The sequence below is a fragment of the Lichenihabitans psoromatis genome (assembly GCF_004323635.1).
Taxonomy (GTDB): Bacteria; Pseudomonadota; Alphaproteobacteria; order Rhizobiales; family Beijerinckiaceae; genus Lichenihabitans; species Lichenihabitans psoromatis.
This window is the reverse complement of sequence record NZ_CP036515.1, coordinates 1,814,107-1,832,264: the sequence shown is the minus strand read 5'-3', so window position 1 is coordinate 1,832,264 and position 18,158 is coordinate 1,814,107. Positions and strand designations below refer to the sequence as shown.

Below are 18,158 nucleotides of genomic sequence, written 5' to 3'. Positions count from 1 at the left end.
CGCTATCTGGTCAGACCTTAATGATCATCGGGCCGGCTCGCTCATTGCGCGGCCGGTGCCCGCTCCGACGTCGGCCTTGTCCGCCGGCTTGGTGGTCGAGGACGCGGCCGGAGCGGGCGTCGGATCGAGGTCTTCGAGGGCGACGTTCAGCTGGAGCACGCGGACCCGATTGGTGTCGAAGAGGGAAGAGCCGACGGTGTTGGCTACGACCAGCGCTTGGACCTTGGCAGCGTCCAGCTTCCGGGCTCCGGCGACACGCTCGACCTGCATCGCCGCGAAGGCCGGCGAGATGTCCGGGTCGAGACCCGATGCCGAGGTGGTGACGGCGTCTGCCGGGACATACCGGGACGGACTGCCCCCGAGCGCCGTCACGGACGCTTTCACTCGGTCGATCAGCTTCTGCGAGGTCGGCCCGAGATTCGAGCCGCTCGAGTTCGCGGCGTTGTAGGGCGCGTCGATCGTCTTGGTGGCGTCCTTCGGATCCGGGGCGCTGGTGGCCGAGGGGCGTCCCTGGAAGTAGCGGTCGGTGGCGAAATTCTGCCCGACCAGCGCGGAGCCGACCACGACGCCGTTGCGGGTGATGAGCGAGCCATCCGCCGGCCCTTTGAGAACCGCTTGCGCGATCCCCGTGATGGCGAGCGGATAGGCGAGGCCCGTGAGGGCGGTGAACAGGACGATCATGACGAGCGCGGGGCGGAGGTGCGAGAGCATGGGGGTCACGCCAGATGGAGGGAGGAGAGGCAGAGGTCGATGATCTTGATGCCGACGAACGGCACCACGATGCCGCCGAGCCCGTAGAGCAGCAGGTTACGCCGCAGCAGCGCCGCGGCCCCGATCGGCTTGTAAGGCACGCCTTTCAGCGCAAGCGGGATCAGCGCGATGATGATCAGCGCGTTGAAGATCACGGCCGACAGGATGGCCGAGCGCGGCGAATGCAGCCCCATCACGTTAAGGGCGCCGAGCTCGGGGTAGGTGGCGAGGAACAGGGCGGGGATGATCGCGAAATATTTCGCGACGTCGTTGGCGATCGAGAAGGTGGTCAGCGAGCCGCGCGTCATCAGCAACTGCTTGCCGATACCCACCACCTCGATGAGCTTGGTGGGGTCGCTGTCGAGATCGACCATGTTGCCGGCTTCGCGGGCTGCCTGGGTGCCGGTCTGCATGGCGACGCCGACATCGGCCTGGGCCAGGGCTGGAGCGTCGTTGGTGCCGTCGCCGCACATGGCGATCAGCCGGCCACCCTGCTGCTCCTTGCGGATGTAGGCGAGCTTATCCTCCGGGGTCGCCTTTGCCAGAAAGTCGTCGACCCCCGCCTCGGACGCGATGGCGGCCGCCGTCACCGGATTGTCGCCGGTGACCATGACGGTCTTGATGCCCATGGCACGCAGGGCCGCGAAACGCTCCTTGATGTCGGGCTTCACCGTGTCTTTGAGATGCACGACGCCGAGCAGGCGTTTGTTCTCGGCCACGGCGAGCGGGGTGCCGCCCGTGCGGGCGATCTTGTCGACGGCGGCGCGGAAGTCGGCCGGGCCGCCGCCCTCTGCCAAGCCCACGCTGGCCAGCACCGAGTCGACCGCGCCCTTGCGCAGCGAGCGCCCGTCGAGATCGATGCCGGACATGCGGGTCTGCGCCGTGAAGGGCACGATGGTGGCGCCCGCCTGGGACAGGTCCGTCTCGGTCAGGCCGTAGCGAGACTTGCACAGCGCCACGATGGAGCGGCCTTCCGGGGTCTCGTCCGCGAGGCTCGACAGCAGCACGGCTTCGGCGAGCGTCTGCTCGGGCACGCCGCCCACGGCGATGAACTCGCTCGGCATGCGGTTGCCGAACGTGATCGTGCCGGTCTTGTCGAGCAGCAGGGTATCGACGTCGCCCGCCGCTTCGACCGCACGGCCGGAGGTCGCCACCACGTTGAAGCGGATCAGCCGATCCATGCCGGCGATGCCGATGGCGGACAGAAGGCCGCCGATGGTGGTGGGGATGAGGCACACTAGCAGCGCCACCAGCACCGTGACCGACAGCGTGGCGCCGGAATAATACGCGATGGGCCACAGGCTGACGCAGACGATGAGGAAGATGATCGTCAGCCCCGACAGCAGGATCGAGAGCGCGAGCTCGTTGGGGGTCTTCTGCCGTTCGGCGCCTTCCACCAGCGCGATCATGCGGTCGAGGAAGGTCGAGCCGGCCGCGGCCGTCACGCGCACCTTGATGCCGTCCGACAGCACCATGGTGCCGCCTGTGACGGCCGAGCGGTCGCCGCCGGACTCACGGATCACCGGCGCGGACTCGCCCGTGATAGCGGATTCGTTGACCGACGCGATGCCGGCCACCACCTCGCCGTCCGAAGGGATAAGATCGCCGGGCTCGACCAGCACGATGTCGCCCACCTTGAGATCGAGCGCGTTCACCTCTTCGAACGCGCCGTCGAGGTGCTTGTGGTCGACCACCCGCTTGGCCTTGGTGTCGCTGCGGGTGCGACGCATGGCATCGGCCTGTGCCTTGCCGCGCCCCTCCGCCACGGCTTCGGCGAAGTTGGCGAACAGCACCGTGAACCAGAGCCAGGCCGCGATCTGGCCGGAGAACAGGGCCTCCCCGGTCCCCGTCACGAGATCGCGGACAAACAGCAGGGTGACGCCGAGCGACACGACCTCCGTGACGAAGATCACGGGGTTTTTGGCGAGCGTCTTGGGGTTGAGCTTGCGGAAAGCCTCGATCGTGGCCCGGCGCGCGATGGCCGGGTCGAACAGGCTGGTGGCGGAACGGGATGCCATGACGATGGGCCTTTCAGTAGGCGTGGCCGGAGAGCATGGCGAAATGCTCGACGATCGGACCAAGCGCGAGGGCGGGGAAATACTGCAGGAGGTAGAGGATCGCGATCACGCCGAGCAGCAGGCCGACGAACAGCGGGCCATCGGTCGGGAAGGTGCCGACCGAGGCGGGCGCCTTGCGCTTGGCCGCGAGCGAGCCCGCCAGCGCCAGCACCGGCACCACATAGGCAAAGCGGCCGAGGAACATCGCCAGCCCCCCTGTCGTATTGTACCAGAGCGTGTTGCCGGTCAGCCCCGCAAAAGCCGAGCCATTATTGGCGGTCTGCGAGGCGAACGCGTAGAGGATTTCGCTGAGGCCGTGCGGACCGGCGTTGTTCAGGCTATCGAGCCCCGTCTTCAGCATCACCGACATGCCCGTGAAGCCCAGCACCAGCAGCGGGTAGATCAGGATCGCCAGCATCGCGAGCTTCATCTCGCGCGTCTCGATCTTCTTACCGAGATATTCGGGCGTCCGCCCCACCATGAGCCCCGCCACGAACACCGTGATGATGGCGAGCACCAGGATGCCGTAGAGACCGGCCCCGACACCGCCGGGCGTGATGCAGCCCATCAGCATGTTGAACAGCGGCACGAGGCCCCCAAGCGGGGTGAGGCTGTCGTGCATGGCGACGACCGAGCCCGTGCTTGTGCCCGTCGTGCCAGCGCTGAACAGGGCCGTGAGCGCCTGACCGAAGCGCAGCTCCTTGCCTTCGAGGTTGCCAGCCGAGCCGTCGACGCCGAGCGCGGTCAGGATCGGATTGCCGAAGGTCTCGGCGCCGTAGAGAACCGCGATGCCGAGGACCAGCACGATCCCCATGGTGACGAGCAGCGAGCGCCCTTCCTTCCAGTTGCCGACGAGGCGTCCGAAGGCGATCACCGACGCCACCGGGATCAGCAGCAGGCTGAACGCCTCGACCATGATGATCCAGGCGCTCGGGCCCTCGAACGGATGAGACGAATTGGCGTTGAAGAACCCGCCGCCGTTGGTCCCGAGCTCCTTGATGGCTTCCTGGCTCGCCACCGGTCCGATCGACAGCACCTGCTTGGCGCCTTCGAGCGTCGTGGCGTCTACAGATCCGAGCAAGGTCTGGGGGATGCCGCCAGCCACCATCACCAGCGCGAGCACGATCGACAGCGGCAGCAGCAGGTAGAGGACCCCGCGCGTGAGATCGACCCAGAAATTGCCGATCGTCTTCGCCTCGGAGCGCGTGAACGCCCGGATCAGCGCGAACGCCATGGCGAGTCCGGTCGCGGCCGACACGAAGTTATGCACCGTCAGTCCGGCCATCTGGGTGAGATGGCTCATGGTGGTCTCGCCACCGTAGTTCTGCCAGTTGGTGTTGGTGACGAAGCTGACCGCGGAATTGAAAGCGAGTGCGGGATCGACGCCGTCGAACCCCTGCGGGTTCAGCGGCAGATAGCCCTGCAGGCGCTGCAGCGCGTAGAGGCTGAGCAGACCGGCGGCGCTGAAGGCCAGCATCGCGAGCGTGTAGCCGCGCCAAGTCTGCTCTCGCTTCTTGTCCACGCCCGCAAGAGCGTAGAACACGCCCTCGATCGGCGCCAGCACAGGGGTCATGAACGTCCGCTCGCCCGCCATCACCTTGGCGATGTAGCGGCCGAGCGGCACGGCGGCGGCCACCACCGCGACGAGCACGAGTAAAATCTGCAGCCAACCCAATACGGTCATGGCGTCACTTTCGCGGGCCGTCGCCGGCCTCACGTCCTTCAGAATCGTTCGGGGTGGATCAGCGTGTAGAGGAGGTAGAGGCCGAGCGCGGCGGCCACGGCCAGGCCGGCGAGAGGTTCCAGCATGGCAACCTCACATCCGCTCAACGGCGGACGCGTAGGCGACCGTCACGCCGAACAGCGCGAGAGACAGAACGACGAAGACGAGGTCGAGCATGGCGAGGGTCCATAGCGGCCTCAAGGGCCAACCCATCGCTTATCGCTCGGAACCGCATCAACGTTCGAGACGCAAGGCAGTGCTTGGATATAAACAATCCATAGACAAACGGAACTTCAGCCTGACGGTACTGACCTCGCAAGGCGATCAACCATCGCTTTCTTGACGCCGTTTATGACCTCTCTATGCAGGAGGTTTTCGCAACATCTCGATCCGTAACGCCGAAACGATCCATATTCGGGGCACGCCATAAGGGCGCTGGATCACTGTAATGTCGCGATTTGACTTGGAACCTCCCCCGGCAGCGACCGACTGCGACGCACCGCATTTCGTTGTCGGCCAAGATGACCACGGCTGCTGGCTGGCGGTCGAGACCCACAACCTCGGCGGAGGCCTCTTCAAGAGCCGCCAGGACGCCTTGCATTACGCCGACTTCGAGACAGGGCATCGGCCGGGTGCCATCGAGATGTCCCCCGGGCTGTTGCAACTCAGATTCTGAGAGCCGTGATGTCCGACCTCGATATCTTTCGGCAGGATTTCAGTGGGATCCTGAGCCAATGTGCCAAGGCCCGCGAAGTTTCCTTGTGCGGTGCTCTAAGCAGTGGCGACGATCTCAAGATCATCGCCCTGTTCGAGCGGCTTGCGCGCGACGCCGAAACGCTCGATGCAGCCGTGCTGGCCCATTACAGCATCGCAGAGCAGGGTCTTGGCGCACGGTGGTTTGTTTTGCGGCGTGAGGCGCTGCTGGCTCAAGTCGGCATCCTCTATTGGCCGACGGACGCCGCAGACCTAATTCGCTGGATGGTGACTCAAGCCTCGTTGGACCTGGCTGAAGAGCCAAGCCTCTCACCAAATAGCTCTATGCTGCCGCCTGCGAGGCGACGGCGGAGTCGCGGCAGTTCCGCTTCAACACACAAACCGCAAGGCCTCGGCCGCGCCTGGGCTATTGAGTTCAGCGCAGGCCTTGGCATTGTGGCCCCGCTACTGTCCCTATGGCACGTCCGCGCGGGTATCGGGCAAATGCAGGACCGCGCCTTCATGGCAGAGCACCCGAGCGTGCCCGCGACCGTAATCTCCGTCGATCCTTCAGGGGGCGTCAGAAGCAGCGGCTCGGCCGACATGGTTGTCCTAGACTTTCGGCAGCCGTCCGGTGAAGCGTGCCGGGTGACATGGCATTCCAACCTCCCGTTCACGGGGACGCCCGGCGACATTCTGGCAGTGGTGCCCCGGTCATCGGCGTGCGGGCTGCCCCTCATCCCCCTCCAAGTTGGCGATCCCCCGCAGAGCTTCGCCTTGGCGGCGGCTCTCATGGCCGCCGGATTGATCTCGCTCAGGCTCTGGGCTTGGTTTTCCCGCCATTTGCCTCAGCGCACAAACCGGCCGAAGCCTTATTCAGCGCGGAGTCGGCGTCATGACCTTGCTTAAAGGATCAATCGTAGATCTGGTCACCCCCTTCGCGGGTGAGGGTATCGCCGAATGCGAGGTCGCGGAGCTCGTCGAATGGCAAATTTCTCAAGGCACCAACGGGATTGCGATCTGCACTACCACCGGAGAGGGTCCCACCCTTACGACTGGGGAAATGGAGCGGCTGATCCGGATCTGCGTCGAGGTTTCGGCCACGCGTGTTCCGATAATCGCGGCGACGGGGACGTACGGTACGGAAAGCACGATCGCACTGACTCAAATGGCCAAGGCAGCTGGTGCTGCCGCTGCATTGGTTGTAACCCCGTACTATAGCAGGCCGTCGCAAGAAGGCCTCTATCGCCATTTCGAGGCTGTCGCCCGAGCTGTGGATCTTCCGATCGTCCTGCATAATGTTCCGTCCCGCACCGGAGTCGATCTCCTCCCGACGACGGTTGGCCGACTGGTCCAGATCCCATCGACCGTTGGGATCTTTGACCAAGGTACCGATCCGTTGAAGCCATTCGCGATCGAATGGGCAACGAACCGACGTCTCTTCCAGAGATGGGACAGCGACGTGCGAGCGTTCGCGTTCGCGCGAGCCAAAGGGCAGGTGTGCATCTCCGCGCTAGCGAACCTGGTGCCCGCGGCCTGCGCGATGCTTCGACAGGCCACCTTCGACCAGCGCCATGACGTTGCCGCCGACATCATCCGACGCTTGACTGGTCTCTTGGAAGCCCTCGCCTGCGACGGAGACCCTGCGCAGATCAAAGTGGCGATGAAAAAGGTGAGGCCTGGCTTCCCTACTTCCTGCCGCCTTCCGATAGTCGGCGGATCAGCAGAGTATCACGATGGTTTGGGCGATGAATTGAAAGCTCTGCTTATCGATCCGTTCTGGAACCCTCACGCCCCCGACCTCAGACGTCCGCACGTCGGACGTCAACAACAGTTGCTGGCTTCCAGATGATTCGCCTTGCGATGCTGCTGAAGCAAGTACGCCATTTTATCACTCCACCCGGGGAGCGGGTCCGGCCGTTTGGTAGGCAAAGCGAAGGTCGCCGTCCGTTCGAAGGCAATCAAGCCCAGCTCAACCGACTGATGATGGTCCGGATCGGCTGGACCCTTTCGTTCCTCATGTTTCTGGCATCGTTCGCCCAGGATGGGAATCACGTCGGGCTTTTCGAGAGATTGCTGACCACCTGTGCGTTGGCCGACATGGTACTTGCCGTCCTCCTGTGGGAGAAGTGGTCGACGACTAGTCTGAGCCGATGGGACGAAGCCATCTTGTTCATGACACTGGCGATGGGATTGAGCCTATTTGCGGGGTGATGCGGTCTGCGCCCAGCCCGAGGCCCACCGTTGGGCTTGGCAACCCATCCTCGATACGATCCCCGGATGCCTAGTGATCGGCGCGACATATAGTCTGCTTACTGCCCATTGCAGCCTGCGCTGTGCGGTAAACGATCGTATTCCGAACACGCCGATGGATGGGTTTAAAAGCGCCTCAAAGAATCGATTTCATGTGCGGAAAATGTGTCAGTAAAACTATTGTAAGATAAACGCGGTCTGCGTACTATCCTGACATGAATATTGGATATGCTCGCGTATCGACTATCGATCAGAATCTCGACCTTCAGCGCGACGCCCTGCAGCAGGCCGGATGCGAACGCGTATTCGAGGAGAAGAAGTCCGGCAAGGCCGGCACGCGGCGACCCGAGTTCGAGGCTGCGATCGCGTTCCTCCGTCCGGAAGACGTTCTGATCGTTTGGAAGCTCGATCGCCTCGGGCGCTCGCTGGTCGAGATGATGCGCACCATCGACACGCTGCGGCGCGACAGCGTCCGTTTCCAGAGCCTGACCGAGAAGTTCGACAGCGACACCGCTCACGGCCGCTTCGCACTCCAGATGCACGGGGCCATGGCGGAGTACTTCCTCGACCTCAATCGCGAACGCACCATGGAGGGGCTGAAAGCTGCCCTGGCGCGTGGTCGCAAGGGCGGCCGGCGTAAGAAGCTGACCGAGGCCGACCAGGCTGCTGCCCGTGCCATGCTGAGAGAGGCGACCATCCCCGTAGCCCAGATCGCGCAGCGCCTCGGGGTCAGCCGAACGACCTTCTACGGTTACTTCCCGGCCGCGCGGTCCCGTAGCAACACGGAGGCCGTCTGATGCCAATCCAGGCGCGCTACAAGTGGCTGTACCCGTTCGACTGGCCCCAGCTGTCAGCCGTGGTGCGGTTCGAGCGCGCGAAGGGACGTTGCGAAGCGTGCGGTCGCCCGCACCAGCAGCTGATCCGCCATCTCGGTGATGGTCGTTGGTGGGACCAAGAGGGGAAGACCTGGCGAAATGGCCAGGGCCGGTCCCTCACCCGGTTATCCGCGCCCGTAGATGCAGACCCGGCTTTGCGCACGACTCGCGTGGTGCTCGCTGCCGCCCATCTGGATCACGACCCGACCAACAACCGGCTGCGCAACCTCCGAGCCTTCTGCCAGCGCTGTCACTTGATGCACGATCGAGAGGAGCATCAGCGGCGGCGCTATCTCACCTTGCGGATGCGCAAGGCCATGGGCGACCTGTTTCTCGGTCTGTATCCATCGCCTTAGCGCGGCAAATCGGTTTGCTTGGGACCGAACGGCTTGTTGCTTGCCCAATCATCCAGCTAAGTTGGAAGAAATATGACAGATCGATTCCTCGACGGTAGATCTTCTACTGCATCCATTCTTCTACAAAGCATTGCCGACATGCTCTCCGTACCTGTGTCTCGGTTTTACGACTCTGCGGCTGTCCCGGAGACCGCGGACATTCAAGCTCATGAGCTGGTCCGCCTACTCAATCTTATGAGCGATCCGACCGACCGGCAGAACCTAATCACGTTGGTCAGTGAGTTCGTGAACTTTACACAAAAACGCAGAGACTCTTAATGGGTGCTCGTGGGTGCTCGATCTCCTGTACAATGCCGCTGCAGGCAACCTTTGATCCCGGCCGAATAAGGCGGTCTCATCCGATGCGGAGGATTGAGGTTGGATTTACCGTCATCCAGACCTGCGGATGATCACCGCCATAATCTGTAAACTTTTGCGCACACCATAGGTGCATGCTCAAGCTGCCAACTCGTTTCTCCTTCTTGCCGAGCCGGCCTGTGCCGGCAATCTTCGGCCGCCTCCTCCTTGTCGGGGTTTCCTTGGCGGCCGTGTCGCTCATCGCGTGGCTCGGCTGGAGCGGGCAGCAGGCACGCGACGAGGCCCGCTCCGCCTCCCAGCATGCGATCCGCGTCGCGGAGTTGCGTGGTACGATTGCGTACCTCGACGAATGGATGACCCAGTCGGCACGGTTGGCCGCGGCCTCGGGCGAGCATCGCTGGGCGGACCGCTTCGATGAGGCGGCCCCCAAGCTCAATGCTGCGCTTGCCGAGGCGGCCGGGCTCGCCTCGCCGGAGACCCGTACCGCGATGGCCGGCACCACGGGCGAAGCCCACCGCGACCTCGTCACCATGGAACGGCGAGCACTCGCCCTCGCCGCAGCCGACGACCTCGCGTCGGCGCGGACGTTGCTCGACGGACCGGAGTTCGCCTACCTCAAGGACGTCTACGCGTCCGGCGTCGAGATCTTCGGCCAGAACCTCGCCACCTACACCGAGACCCGAACCGAACTCCTGAACGATCGCGCATGGCGAGAGGCGATGGGCCTGGCGCTCGCGGTCCTGGCCGTGGTGTCGGCCGGCCTGTCGATCCGCGGTCGGGTGCGGCACGCCCGAGACCTTGGCCGCGTCGCCACGGTGGCTCTCATCGACACCTTGACCGACCTGCCGAACCGCCGTGGTTTCTACGAGGCTGCCGCGAGTCTCCTGGCTGAACCGTTCGACGAGGAGAACGCCCTACTGCTGATCGACCTCGACCGCTTCAAGACCGTTAACGACGCCCACGGCCATCCGGCCGGCGACGAGGTGCTCAAGCTTGTCGCAAGCCGATTGCGCGGCATCGTGCGCGGGGGCGATATCGTCGCTCGCCTCGGCGGAGACGAGTTCGCGCTCATGCTCGGTACGGATCGAGGCGTGGCTTGGACCGGGTCGCGATCGGAGGCCGTCGCCGCGCGCATCCTCGCGGCTCTGGCGGAGCCGTTCGTGCTCGAAGACGGCACCGCCGTCCGGATCGGCGCGAGCGTCGGCATCGCGCCCCGGGATGTCGACTGCAAGGTGCTAAGCGACCTCATTCACAGGGCCGACGTCGCCCTATCCCGCGCGAAGGCCGGAGGCCGTCACTGCTTCCGCGTCTTCGAGCCCGCGATGGAGGCGAAGGTGCGCGCGCGGGCGCTCCTGGAGCGCGACCTTCGCCTCGCGATCGTCGAGGACGCGATCGTGCCGCACTACCAGCCGCTCGTCGACCTGCGGACCGGCGCGATGGTCGGGGTCGAGATGCTGGCGCGGTGGCCTCATCCGCTCCACGGGATGGTGCCACCCGATGCCTTCATCCCGATCGCGGAGGAACTCGGCCTTATCGGGCACATGACCGAGCGACTGCTGGCCAGGGCTTGTCGAGAGACCGCTGGCTGGCCTGGCGACGTCACCATCGCCTGCAATCTGTCGCCCCTGCAGCTCGCCGATTCCGGTCTGTCGTTGGCGATCCAAGAGGTGCTCGAACGAACCGGGTTCCCGCCGCATCGGTTGGAACTCGAGATCACGGAGAGTGCGCTCGTCGGCGACCTCGATCTCGCGCGTGCGTCGCTCGGGCAGTTGAAAGCTATCGGGGTGCGCCTTGCACTTGACGACTTCGGGACGGGCTACTCCAGCCTGAGGCATCTGCAGACGCTGCCCTTCGACAAGATCAAGATCGATCGGAGCTTCGTGGCGGCCATGTCGGACAACGCCGAAAGCGGGAAGATCGTCGCCGCCGTCGTAGGGCTGGGCCATAGCCTGGGACTTTCGACGGTCGCGGAAGGCATCGAGACCGAAGCGATCGCCGGCCTGTTGCGAACGCTCGGCTGCGACATCGGGCAGGGCTGGCTCTTCGGCAAGCCGGTCCCCGCGCACCGGATCGCGGCCCTGCTCGGCGCGGAGCAACTCGGGCCCGACGCGGCGGCGGTCGCGGCATGAGCTTCGTCGCGCACGTTGGGGGGAGCAAAGCAGGGCGGCCGGACGGCGACGCCGAGCAAGCGCTGGTAGCCGAGCTGGCCAAGTGGCGTCGCAATGCCGAACAGGTCGAGCGGCTCGTTAAGTTCGGCAGCTTCGAAGCCGGCCTCGACGCGGGCGGGCTGACTTGGTCCGACGGCACCTACGCGGTGTTCGGGGTGCCTGCGGGTTCGCCGATCACGCTCGAGGAGGCGCTCGCCTTCTATGACGCCGCGACGCGTGACCGGATCCAGCAGGGGATCGAGCGCGCCAAGGCGTCCGGCGAGCCCTACGACCTCACCGTCCCGTTCCGGACTCGCGCCGGAGAAAACCGATGGGCCCGCATGGTCGGCCAGGTCGAGATCGTGGCTGGATCGAAGCGGCTGTTCGGCGTCATTCGCGATGTCACCAGCGAACGCATCGCCGAAGAGCACCTGCGCCAGCAGGCCCTCCAGGACATGCTGACAGGGTTGCCGAACCGCCGCGCATTCCAAGCCCGGCTGGAACAGGTCCAGTCGACCGGGGTAGAGCGACTGGGCCTGTGCATCGTCGACGTCGACCGGTTCAAATCCGTCAACGATGGCTACGGGCATGAGGTCGGCGACCTCTTATTGAAACTCATTGCTTCCCGCCTGGCGGCGGCGGTCCGAACAACCGACCTCGTCGCTCGCCTTGGCGGGGACGAGTTCGCCATCGTGCTCACGGGATTGCAAAGCAAGGCTGACTTGCAACGACGCGTGTCGTCCGTCATCACGGCTGTGCGCGAGCCCGGACTGTGTGCCGATCACATGTTGACACCCTCCGTCAGCATCGGAGCGTCCTGCAGTCGTACGCTGTCGCCCGACCATCTGCTGAAGCAGGCCGACATCGCACTGTACAAGGCCAAACTGAACGGACGGGACCAATACTGCCTGTTCGAGCCTCGCTTTCGCAAAGAAGTCGAAGCCCACGACCGTCTCGCCGACGAGGTAAGGACCGGCTTAGCCCGGAACCAGTTCGAGGTGCATTACCAGCCCATCGTCGATCTGCGCACCCGCATCGTCCGCGGGTGGGAGGCGCTGGTGCGGTGGCGCCATCCGCAACGCGGGTTGCTGCTTCCCGAGCGCTTTGCTGCCGCTCTGTCCGACCCGAAGACCTCGGTCGCGATCGACGACTTCGTGCTCGATACCAGCCTGCGGCAGATGCGGCAGTGGCTCGACAGGGCCGCGCCTGTCACGTGCCTGGGCGTCAATGTCTCCGAAGCGCAACTCAAGCGGCCGGATCTGGTCGAGCGGATCATGACCGGTCTCGACCGGCATCGGCTCACGCCGGATCGGCTGAAGCTCGAAATCAGTGAGGCAGCCCTGGGGGAACCTGCAGCGCGGTCCACCGCGGCGACGATGGACAGCCTTGCCGAACTTGGAGTCGTCTGCGTGCTCGACGATTTCGGCATGGGTCATGCGTCGCTGACCCGTCTCAAGCAGTTCAGGGTCGAAAGAATCAAGCTCAATCGCGCCTTCATGGCGAACGTAGGCATCGACGGCTACGATCAGGCAATCGTTCGCTGCATGATCGGTCTTGGCCGTGACCTCGGAATCCGGATCACGGCCGAGGGGATCGAGACCGTGGATCAGCTCGCCGTGCTGAGGCAGTTCGGCTGCGACGTCGGGCAAGGGTTCCTGTTTGGCCGCCCTATGCCTTCGGATGATGTCCCTGGCTTTCTCGAGCGGTGGGAGGCGAGGGCTGCATCGCTCTTCGACGCGGTTGAGCAGAGAACTGCACGGCCACGATTGGTGCGTTAGTTGTAGGCGCTTGCAACCATCTGCGCTCGCGCCGAATCTACCATCAGTGAGCGAGTTGTACTTGTAACTGCCATCGTGGTATTACTCTGCATCAAATGTTCTGTGGCGGTATGGTATTTACCCACGTTCGAGCTGATATTCCGAACTTTGGAGCAAGGTTCAGCAGTGCAACGAGGCGAACAACGCGGCGCAGTCCGATATGGGGCAGTTGTATATCCATGCTGTGATCCTATCACGGCGGGCCGCCTTTCGATTAGGGAACGGCCACGACGAGTTTGGAAGGACGCGCAACACGGGTCCGTTTGCCTGAGCGTCATGCAGAATTCTTGAGTTTTGCAGCATCGACCCGTAATATAGGTGGATTGCGGTGCTACCGCTATTGGTACTGCACCGGCTCTCTTACCATCGCTTCCGCACTGATCTCGGGTAAACAAGGTAGGAATCGTGCTAACCCTAAATCCGAGGACGACAGCTCTCGTCGTGATCGATCTCCAGAATGGCATCGTGGCGCTGCCGTTGATGCCGTATGACGCTGGCCATGTCATCGCGCGGTGTGTCGACCTTGGGTACGCGCTCGCAGAGGCGGGCGGAATTATCGTTCTGGTCAACGTCGACTATTCCGAGGGATATGCCGACCGTCCCAACCAGCCGGCAGATGCTCCCTTGAGCTTGCCTCCCGAGGGGCTACCAGAAAACTGGGCCATGCTGGTTCCGGAAATCGCGTTGCTTCCCGCCCCCCTATACATTACCAAACGCCAACACAGTGCTTTCTACGGCACTGAACTTGATCTGCAGCTCCGCCGGCGTGGCATCACGACTGTGATTATATGCGGGCTGGCGACGAACTTCGGGGTCGAGGGCAGTGCGCGCGATGCTTACAATCTCAATTACGCCGTTGTGATCGCGGCCGATGCTTGCAGCAGCACATCACAGGGCTTCCACGAATTTGCCGTCACAAACATTCTACCTAGGATTGCGTTGGTTCGGGACACCTCCGAAGTCATAGTGGCTGTCGGTGCAGTCGTTTACTGACGACCTTCAGTCATTCGCACTGCATACGTCTCGAGTCTATCGGCTTAGAGCCTGAGCGGCATCCATAGGCGCTCGCATACCTCTCTGTTGCGCGGGGCGTTGTGCTGATCGGCCCCCATCGGGTGGTCCGGGTTGATTGTTAGTTCATGGTCGGCCTGGGCGCCACCCTGAGCATGGCCGGCGGAGATGGTCGGGGTTTCGCAGCCGGCCATGCGGCGAAGGCGGGCACGAAGACCTCCGGCGCCGGGGGCTTGTAGCCGATTGATCCGTGCGGGCGCACAGTATTGTAATGCCTTCTCCAGCTTTCGATGATGACCTGAGCTTCCTTGAGCGAGTAGAAGATCTCTCCGTCGAGCAGCTCGTCTCGGAAGCGAGCGTTGAACGACTCGACGTAGCCGTTCTCCCACGGGCTGCCTGGGGCAATATAGGCGGTCTTTGCTCCAACCGCCGTGATCCAGTCTTGCACAGCCTGGGCGATGAACTCGGGGCCGTTGTCCGAACGGATGTGACCAGGCACGCCGCGCAGGATGAACAGGTCGGACAGAACGTCAATGACGTCGGTCGAGTTGAGCTTGCGCGCGACCCGGATGGCCAGGCACTCCCGGGTGAACTCGTCGACGACATTGAGGGTCCTGAACTTGCGGCCGTCATGCGTGCGATCCTCGACAAAGTCGTACGACCAGACGTGATCGCGGTGCTCGGGCCGGAGGCGAATGCAGGAGCCGTCGTTGAGCCAGAGACGTCCCTTCTTCGGCTGCTTGGCCGGCACCTTCAGCCCTTCGCATCGCCAGATGCGCTCGACCCGCTTGTCGTTTACCAGCCACCCGGCATCGCGCAGCAACGCCGCGATCTTGCGATAGCCGTAGCGGCCGTACTGCCGCGCCAGCTCGATGATGTCGCCCGTCAACGCCTCTTCGTCGTCAAAGCCCCGCGGCGCCTTGCGCTGCGTCGAGCGGTGCTGACCGAGCGCCGCACAGACGCGGCGCTCGGAGACAGGCAAATGCTGTCGCACATGCTCGATGCAGACGCGCCGGCGCGCGGGGCTCAGAAGTTTCCCGAGGCCGCCTCCTTCAGAATCAGCTTGTCGAGCGTGAGGTCGGCGATCGCCTTGCGAAGCCGCATGTTCTCCGTCTCCAGCTCCTTCAGGCGCTTGACCTGGTCAAGCTTCAAGCCGCCGAACTCCTTCCGCCACCGGTAGTAGGTGACCTCGGTCACCCCGATCGAGCGAACCGAGTCCGCAACGGTCTTCCCCTGTGAGACCAACACGTCGACCTGACGCAGCTTGCTCACGATCTCTTCAGGCTTCGGTCGTCTTCCCATCGATCCATCCTCCAGGCTCGAAAGCCATACATCGGGATGGACCACTTCAAGGGGGGACGATCATCTGGCGGCGAGATCGCAGTCGCCCAGCGTTTGCTGCCGTTGATTGGCGGAGCAACGTTCGATCTCACGCCCCGGATGACGTTCACCGAGGTCGAGTTCGCCGCACGCTGGCGTCCGGGCGCCACCATCGGGGTGTATTGCGCGGGGAATCGTCGCCTTGCCGAGCTCGTCCGCCCGCTCCGGCTCAACGCCTATGCGGTCGGGGCCGATCCGGGCGTCGGAAAAGTCGGCACCGGGCGCGATATTGCGCGACGCGTCGCGGAACTCGGTCAGAGCGCCTACGCCAGCGTATCCGTAGCTGATCCGGTTCTAGCCGATGCCGGCTTCCGATGCTGGAGCGTGGAGCCGCTGCCGATCGCGACCGTGATCCCATCCCCCGGCAGCCCGGTCCGCGTTGTCGGCGACGGCCTCGAATGCCTGTTGCCCGCGACGCTCACCACCAACGCCTTCGATAAGGCGCTCGCAAAAGCCCTGGGCAGCGTGAGCCTGGCAGGGTGGGCCAGCAGTGCCGAGGGTCAGGCCGTCTGCGCCGCGCAGGGCATCGACCCGGGGTCGCTCGTCCGCGGTACGCGCGGGCCTGGCGACGCGGTGGCGTGGTCCACCGAGCTGGTGCTGATCCGGCCGCGGCACGACGCGTCACGGCTGCTGCGCCTCTGCGAACAGCTCATCATTGATCACGTCATGACAGAGCCAATGAGTCTACCGAGCGCCAGGGCCACCGAGGTGCCGACGATGTTCCCGCCGCTGCATCGCTCACGGGTCGACGCAGCAGGCAAGCGTGCGCCGCGACTGCGGGCGGCCCCAAGCCGATCGGGCCGGGCGCGGACGCGATAGGCGCGGAAGTCGGGTAGCGCAGGAGAGCAGGCAGGCCATGGGGTGTCAGGTCTAGACGAGGATCCTGATCGTCCCCCCTTGAAGTGGTCCATCCCGATGTATGGCTTTCGAGCCTGGAGGATGGATCGATGGGAAGACGACCGAAGCCTGAAGAGATCGTGAGCAAGCTGCGTCAGGTCGACGTGTTGGTCTCAGGGGAAGACCGTTGCGGACTCGGTTCGCTCGATCGGGGTGACCGAGGTCACCTACTACCGGTGGCGGAAGGAGTTCGGCGGCTTGAAGCTTGACCAGGTCAAGCGCCTGAAGGAGCTGGAGACGGAGAACATGCGGCTTCGCAAGGCGATCGCCGACCTCACGCTCGACAAGCTGATTCTGAAGGAGGCGGCCTCGGGAAACTTCTGAGCCCCGCGCGCCGGCGCGTCTGCATCGAGCATGTGCGACAGCATTTGCCTGTCTCCGAGCGCCGCGTCTGTGCGGCGCTCGGTCAGCACCGCTCGACGCAGCGCAAGGCGCCGCGGGGCTTTGACGACGAAGAGGCGTTGACGGGCGACATCATCGAGCTGGCGCGGCAGTACGGCCGCTACGGCTATCGCAAGATCGCGGCGTTGCTGCGCGATGCCGGGTGGCTGGTAAACGACAAGCGGGTCGAGCGCATCTGGCGATGCGAAGGGCTGAAGGTGCCGGCCAAGCAGCCGAAGAAGGGACGTCTCTGGCTCAACGACGGCTCCTGCATTCGCCTCCGGCCCGAGCACCGCGATCACGTCTGGTCGTACGACTTTGTCGAGGATCGCACGCATGACGGCCGCAAGTTCAGGACCCTCAATGTCGTCGACGAGTTCACCCGGGAGTGCCTGGCCATCCGGGTCGCGCGCAAGCTCAACTCGACCGACGTCATTGACGTTCTGTCCGACCTGTTCATCCTGCGCGGCGTGCCTGGTCACATCCGTTCGGACAACGGCCCCGAGTTCATCGCCCAGGCTGTGCAAGACTGGATCACGGCGGTTGGAGCAAAGACCGCCTATATTGCCCCAGGCAGCCCGTGGGAGAACGGCTACGTCGAGTCGTTCAACGCTCGCTTCCGAGACGAGCTGCTCGACGGAGAGATCTTCTACTCGCTCAAGGAAGCTCAGGTCATCATCGAAAGCTGGAGAAGGCATTACAATACTGTGCGCCCGCACGGATCAATCGGCTACAAGCCCCCGGCGCCGGAGGTCTTCGTGCCCGCCTTCGCCGCATGGCCGGCTGCGAAACCCCGACCATCTCCGCCGGCCATGCTCAGGGTGGCGCCCAGGCCGACCATGAACTAACAATCAACCCGGACCACCCGATGGGGGCCGATCAGTCGGCATGCATCTGACGCGCCGTGCGCCGTTGTTTGCGGGACTTGGTCGCCTCCGTCTTCAACCAGCCGGAGAGCTTCTCGGCAAACGGGTCTAACTTGCTTGGACGCTCCGGAGCCTGGTAGCTCGGCTCCTTCGCATCAGAACGCAGGTACTTGCGGATGGTGTTGCGCGACAGTCCCGTGCGTCGCGAAATCTCCCGGATCGGCATCCCGTCTCGTAATGCCCAACGCCGGATGACGCTCAATAAAGCCATGTCGATCACTCCGTGCCCCCCGACCATCAGCCAGGGAGAGGGTTCAGACACGGGTCACTTCTCGGTGGAAACTTCCGCCTCCGCCGGGTCAACTCTCAGCGGAAATCAACACACCGCCAGCCCGACGGGCAACAGCTTGACCGCGCCCTCGGCCAGTGCCGTAAGCCCGGACGCCTGGATCGCGGCCCACTGGCTTACCGCGTAGACGACGACGGCATTGATGGCGATCACCAGCCACAATTGCCGACGGTTCTGGTCCTTCAGCTTCGCCGAGCCGCCCTTCGCCATCTCGACGCCGCCTCATCGTTCCCACCCGTATCGGGG

15 protein-coding genes and 2 pseudogenes are annotated in these 18,158 nt (G+C 64.1%); 10 read left to right on the top strand and 7 right to left on the bottom strand.

Features of this window, described 5'->3' with window-relative positions:
- Window positions 1-24: 24 nt before the first annotated feature.
- Genes kdpC through kdpF form a run of 4 tightly spaced genes read right to left on the bottom strand, consistent with a single transcriptional unit; the run spans window position 25 to window position 4,637 of the window.
- Window positions 25-711 carry a potassium-transporting ATPase subunit KdpC gene (gene kdpC, locus EY713_RS08500; protein ID WP_131114410.1) on the bottom strand — a complete coding sequence of 229 codons (687 nt, stop codon included), beginning with the start codon at window positions 709-711 and terminating at the stop codon, window positions 25-27.
- A gap of 5 nt (window positions 712-716) precedes the next feature.
- A complete protein-coding gene (gene kdpB, locus EY713_RS08495) occupies window positions 717-2,768 on the bottom strand; it encodes a potassium-transporting ATPase subunit KdpB (protein WP_131114409.1) in 2,052 nt (683 codons plus the stop codon).
- A gap of 13 nt (window positions 2,769-2,781) precedes the next feature.
- Window positions 2,782-4,491 carry a potassium-transporting ATPase subunit KdpA gene (gene kdpA / locus EY713_RS08490; protein WP_131114408.1) on the bottom strand — a complete coding sequence of 570 codons (1,710 nt, stop codon included), beginning with the start codon at window positions 4,489-4,491 and terminating at the stop codon, window positions 2,782-2,784.
- A gap of 38 nt (window positions 4,492-4,529) precedes the next feature.
- Window positions 4,530-4,637, bottom strand: a complete 108-nt coding sequence (gene kdpF, locus EY713_RS08485) for a K(+)-transporting ATPase subunit F (protein ID WP_245572947.1) — start codon at window positions 4,635-4,637, stop codon at window positions 4,530-4,532.
- A 577-nt stretch (window positions 4,638-5,214) separates the two neighbouring features.
- Here kdpF and EY713_RS08475 point away from each other — a divergent pair.
- The 8 genes from EY713_RS08475 (at window position 5,215) to EY713_RS08440 (ending at window position 14,021) form a co-directional block, all read left to right on the top strand.
- The gene (locus EY713_RS08475; protein ID WP_131114406.1) at window positions 5,215-6,132 is read left to right on the top strand and encodes a hypothetical protein; all 918 of its coding nucleotides are present in this window, start codon (window positions 5,215-5,217) and stop codon (window positions 6,130-6,132) included.
- The gene (dapA, locus tag EY713_RS08470) at window positions 6,119-7,075 is read left to right on the top strand and encodes a 4-hydroxy-tetrahydrodipicolinate synthase (protein ID WP_131114405.1); all 957 of its coding nucleotides are present in this window, start codon (window positions 6,119-6,121) and stop codon (window positions 7,073-7,075) included. Before EY713_RS08475 ends, dapA begins: the two co-directional genes overlap by 14 nt.
- A gap of 11 nt (window positions 7,076-7,086) precedes the next feature.
- Window positions 7,087-7,437, top strand: coding sequence for a hypothetical protein (locus EY713_RS08465; RefSeq protein WP_165491068.1), 351 nt, complete (start codon window positions 7,087-7,089; stop codon window positions 7,435-7,437).
- 254 nt (window positions 7,438-7,691) lie between these two features.
- Window positions 7,692-8,273, top strand: coding sequence for a recombinase family protein (locus EY713_RS08460; RefSeq protein ID WP_131114403.1), 582 nt, complete (start codon window positions 7,692-7,694; stop codon window positions 8,271-8,273).
- Window positions 8,273-8,707: a hypothetical protein gene (locus tag EY713_RS08455; protein WP_131114402.1), complete on the top strand. Its 435-nt coding sequence runs from the start codon at window positions 8,273-8,275 to the stop codon at window positions 8,705-8,707. Before EY713_RS08460 ends, EY713_RS08455 begins: the two co-directional genes overlap by 1 nt.
- 536 nt (window positions 8,708-9,243) lie before the next feature.
- On the top strand, window positions 9,244-11,193 hold the full coding sequence (locus EY713_RS08450) for a putative bifunctional diguanylate cyclase/phosphodiesterase (RefSeq protein ID WP_165491067.1): 1,950 nt from the start codon (window positions 9,244-9,246) through the stop codon (window positions 11,191-11,193).
- Window positions 11,190-12,989: a putative bifunctional diguanylate cyclase/phosphodiesterase gene (locus EY713_RS08445; protein WP_131114400.1), complete on the top strand. Its 1,800-nt coding sequence runs from the start codon at window positions 11,190-11,192 to the stop codon at window positions 12,987-12,989. The genes EY713_RS08450 and EY713_RS08445 overlap by 4 nt, the downstream gene beginning before the upstream one ends.
- Before the next feature lie 480 nt (window positions 12,990-13,469).
- Window positions 13,470-14,021 (top strand): isochorismatase family protein, encoded by a 552-nt coding sequence (locus EY713_RS08440; RefSeq protein ID WP_245572946.1) that lies wholly within the window; start codon window positions 13,470-13,472, stop codon window positions 14,019-14,021.
- Between the two features lie 139 nt (window positions 14,022-14,160).
- On the opposite strand, the gene EY713_RS08435 is transcribed toward EY713_RS08440, so the two are convergent.
- Window positions 14,161-15,341, bottom strand: a protein-coding gene (locus tag EY713_RS08435) for an IS3 family transposase (RefSeq protein WP_131113674.1) whose coding sequence is annotated in 2 segments (ribosomal slippage) — window positions 14,161-15,080 and window positions 15,080-15,341 — 1,182 coding nt in all. Because the reading frame shifts where the segments join, the coding sequence is not laid out codon by codon here.
- A gap of 36 nt (window positions 15,342-15,377) precedes the next feature.
- On the opposite strand from EY713_RS08435, the gene EY713_RS08430 reads away from it, so the two are divergent.
- Entirely contained in the window at window positions 15,378-16,238 is an 861-nt protein-coding gene (locus EY713_RS08430) for a hypothetical protein (protein ID WP_131114398.1), read from the top strand.
- 128 nt (window positions 16,239-16,366) lie between these two features.
- Window positions 16,367-17,545 (top strand): annotated as a pseudogene (locus tag EY713_RS08425) (IS3 family transposase).
- A gap of 34 nt (window positions 17,546-17,579) precedes the next feature.
- Here EY713_RS08425 and EY713_RS08420 read toward each other — a convergent pair.
- Both EY713_RS08420 and EY713_RS08415 read right to left on the bottom strand, forming a co-directional pair.
- A pseudogene (locus EY713_RS08420) lies at window positions 17,580-17,834 on the bottom strand (IS21 family transposase); the annotation flags it as partial.
- Between the two features lie 105 nt (window positions 17,835-17,939).
- Complete coding sequence (locus tag EY713_RS08415; RefSeq protein WP_131114397.1) at window positions 17,940-18,122, bottom strand: hypothetical protein; 183 nt, start codon at window positions 18,120-18,122, stop codon at window positions 17,940-17,942.
- Between the last annotated feature and the right edge of the window lie 36 nt (window positions 18,123-18,158).

Coding starts and splice junctions, on each gene's coding strand:
- EY713_RS08460 (WP_131114403.1), top strand. CDS start 7,692: ATGAATATTGGATATGCTCGCGTATCGACTATCGATCAGAATCTCGAC.
- EY713_RS08455 (WP_131114402.1), top strand. CDS start 8,273: ATGCCAATCCAGGCGCGCTACAAGTGGCTGTACCCGTTCGACTGGCCC.
- kdpA (WP_131114408.1), bottom strand. CDS start 4,491: ATGACCGTATTGGGTTGGCTGCAGATTTTACTCGTGCTCGTCGCGGTG.
- kdpC (WP_131114410.1), bottom strand. CDS start 711: ATGCTCTCGCACCTCCGCCCCGCGCTCGTCATGATCGTCCTGTTCACC.
- EY713_RS08415 (WP_131114397.1), bottom strand. CDS start 18,122: ATGGCGAAGGGCGGCTCGGCGAAGCTGAAGGACCAGAACCGTCGGCAA.
- EY713_RS08430 (WP_131114398.1), top strand. CDS start 15,378: ATGGACCACTTCAAGGGGGGACGATCATCTGGCGGCGAGATCGCAGTC.
- dapA (WP_131114405.1), top strand. CDS start 6,119: ATGACCTTGCTTAAAGGATCAATCGTAGATCTGGTCACCCCCTTCGCG.
- EY713_RS08465 (WP_165491068.1), top strand. CDS start 7,087: ATGCTGCTGAAGCAAGTACGCCATTTTATCACTCCACCCGGGGAGCGG.
- EY713_RS08445 (WP_131114400.1), top strand. CDS start 11,190: ATGAGCTTCGTCGCGCACGTTGGGGGGAGCAAAGCAGGGCGGCCGGAC.
- EY713_RS08475 (WP_131114406.1), top strand. CDS start 5,215: ATGTCCGACCTCGATATCTTTCGGCAGGATTTCAGTGGGATCCTGAGC.
- kdpB (WP_131114409.1), bottom strand. CDS start 2,768: ATGGCATCCCGTTCCGCCACCAGCCTGTTCGACCCGGCCATCGCGCGC.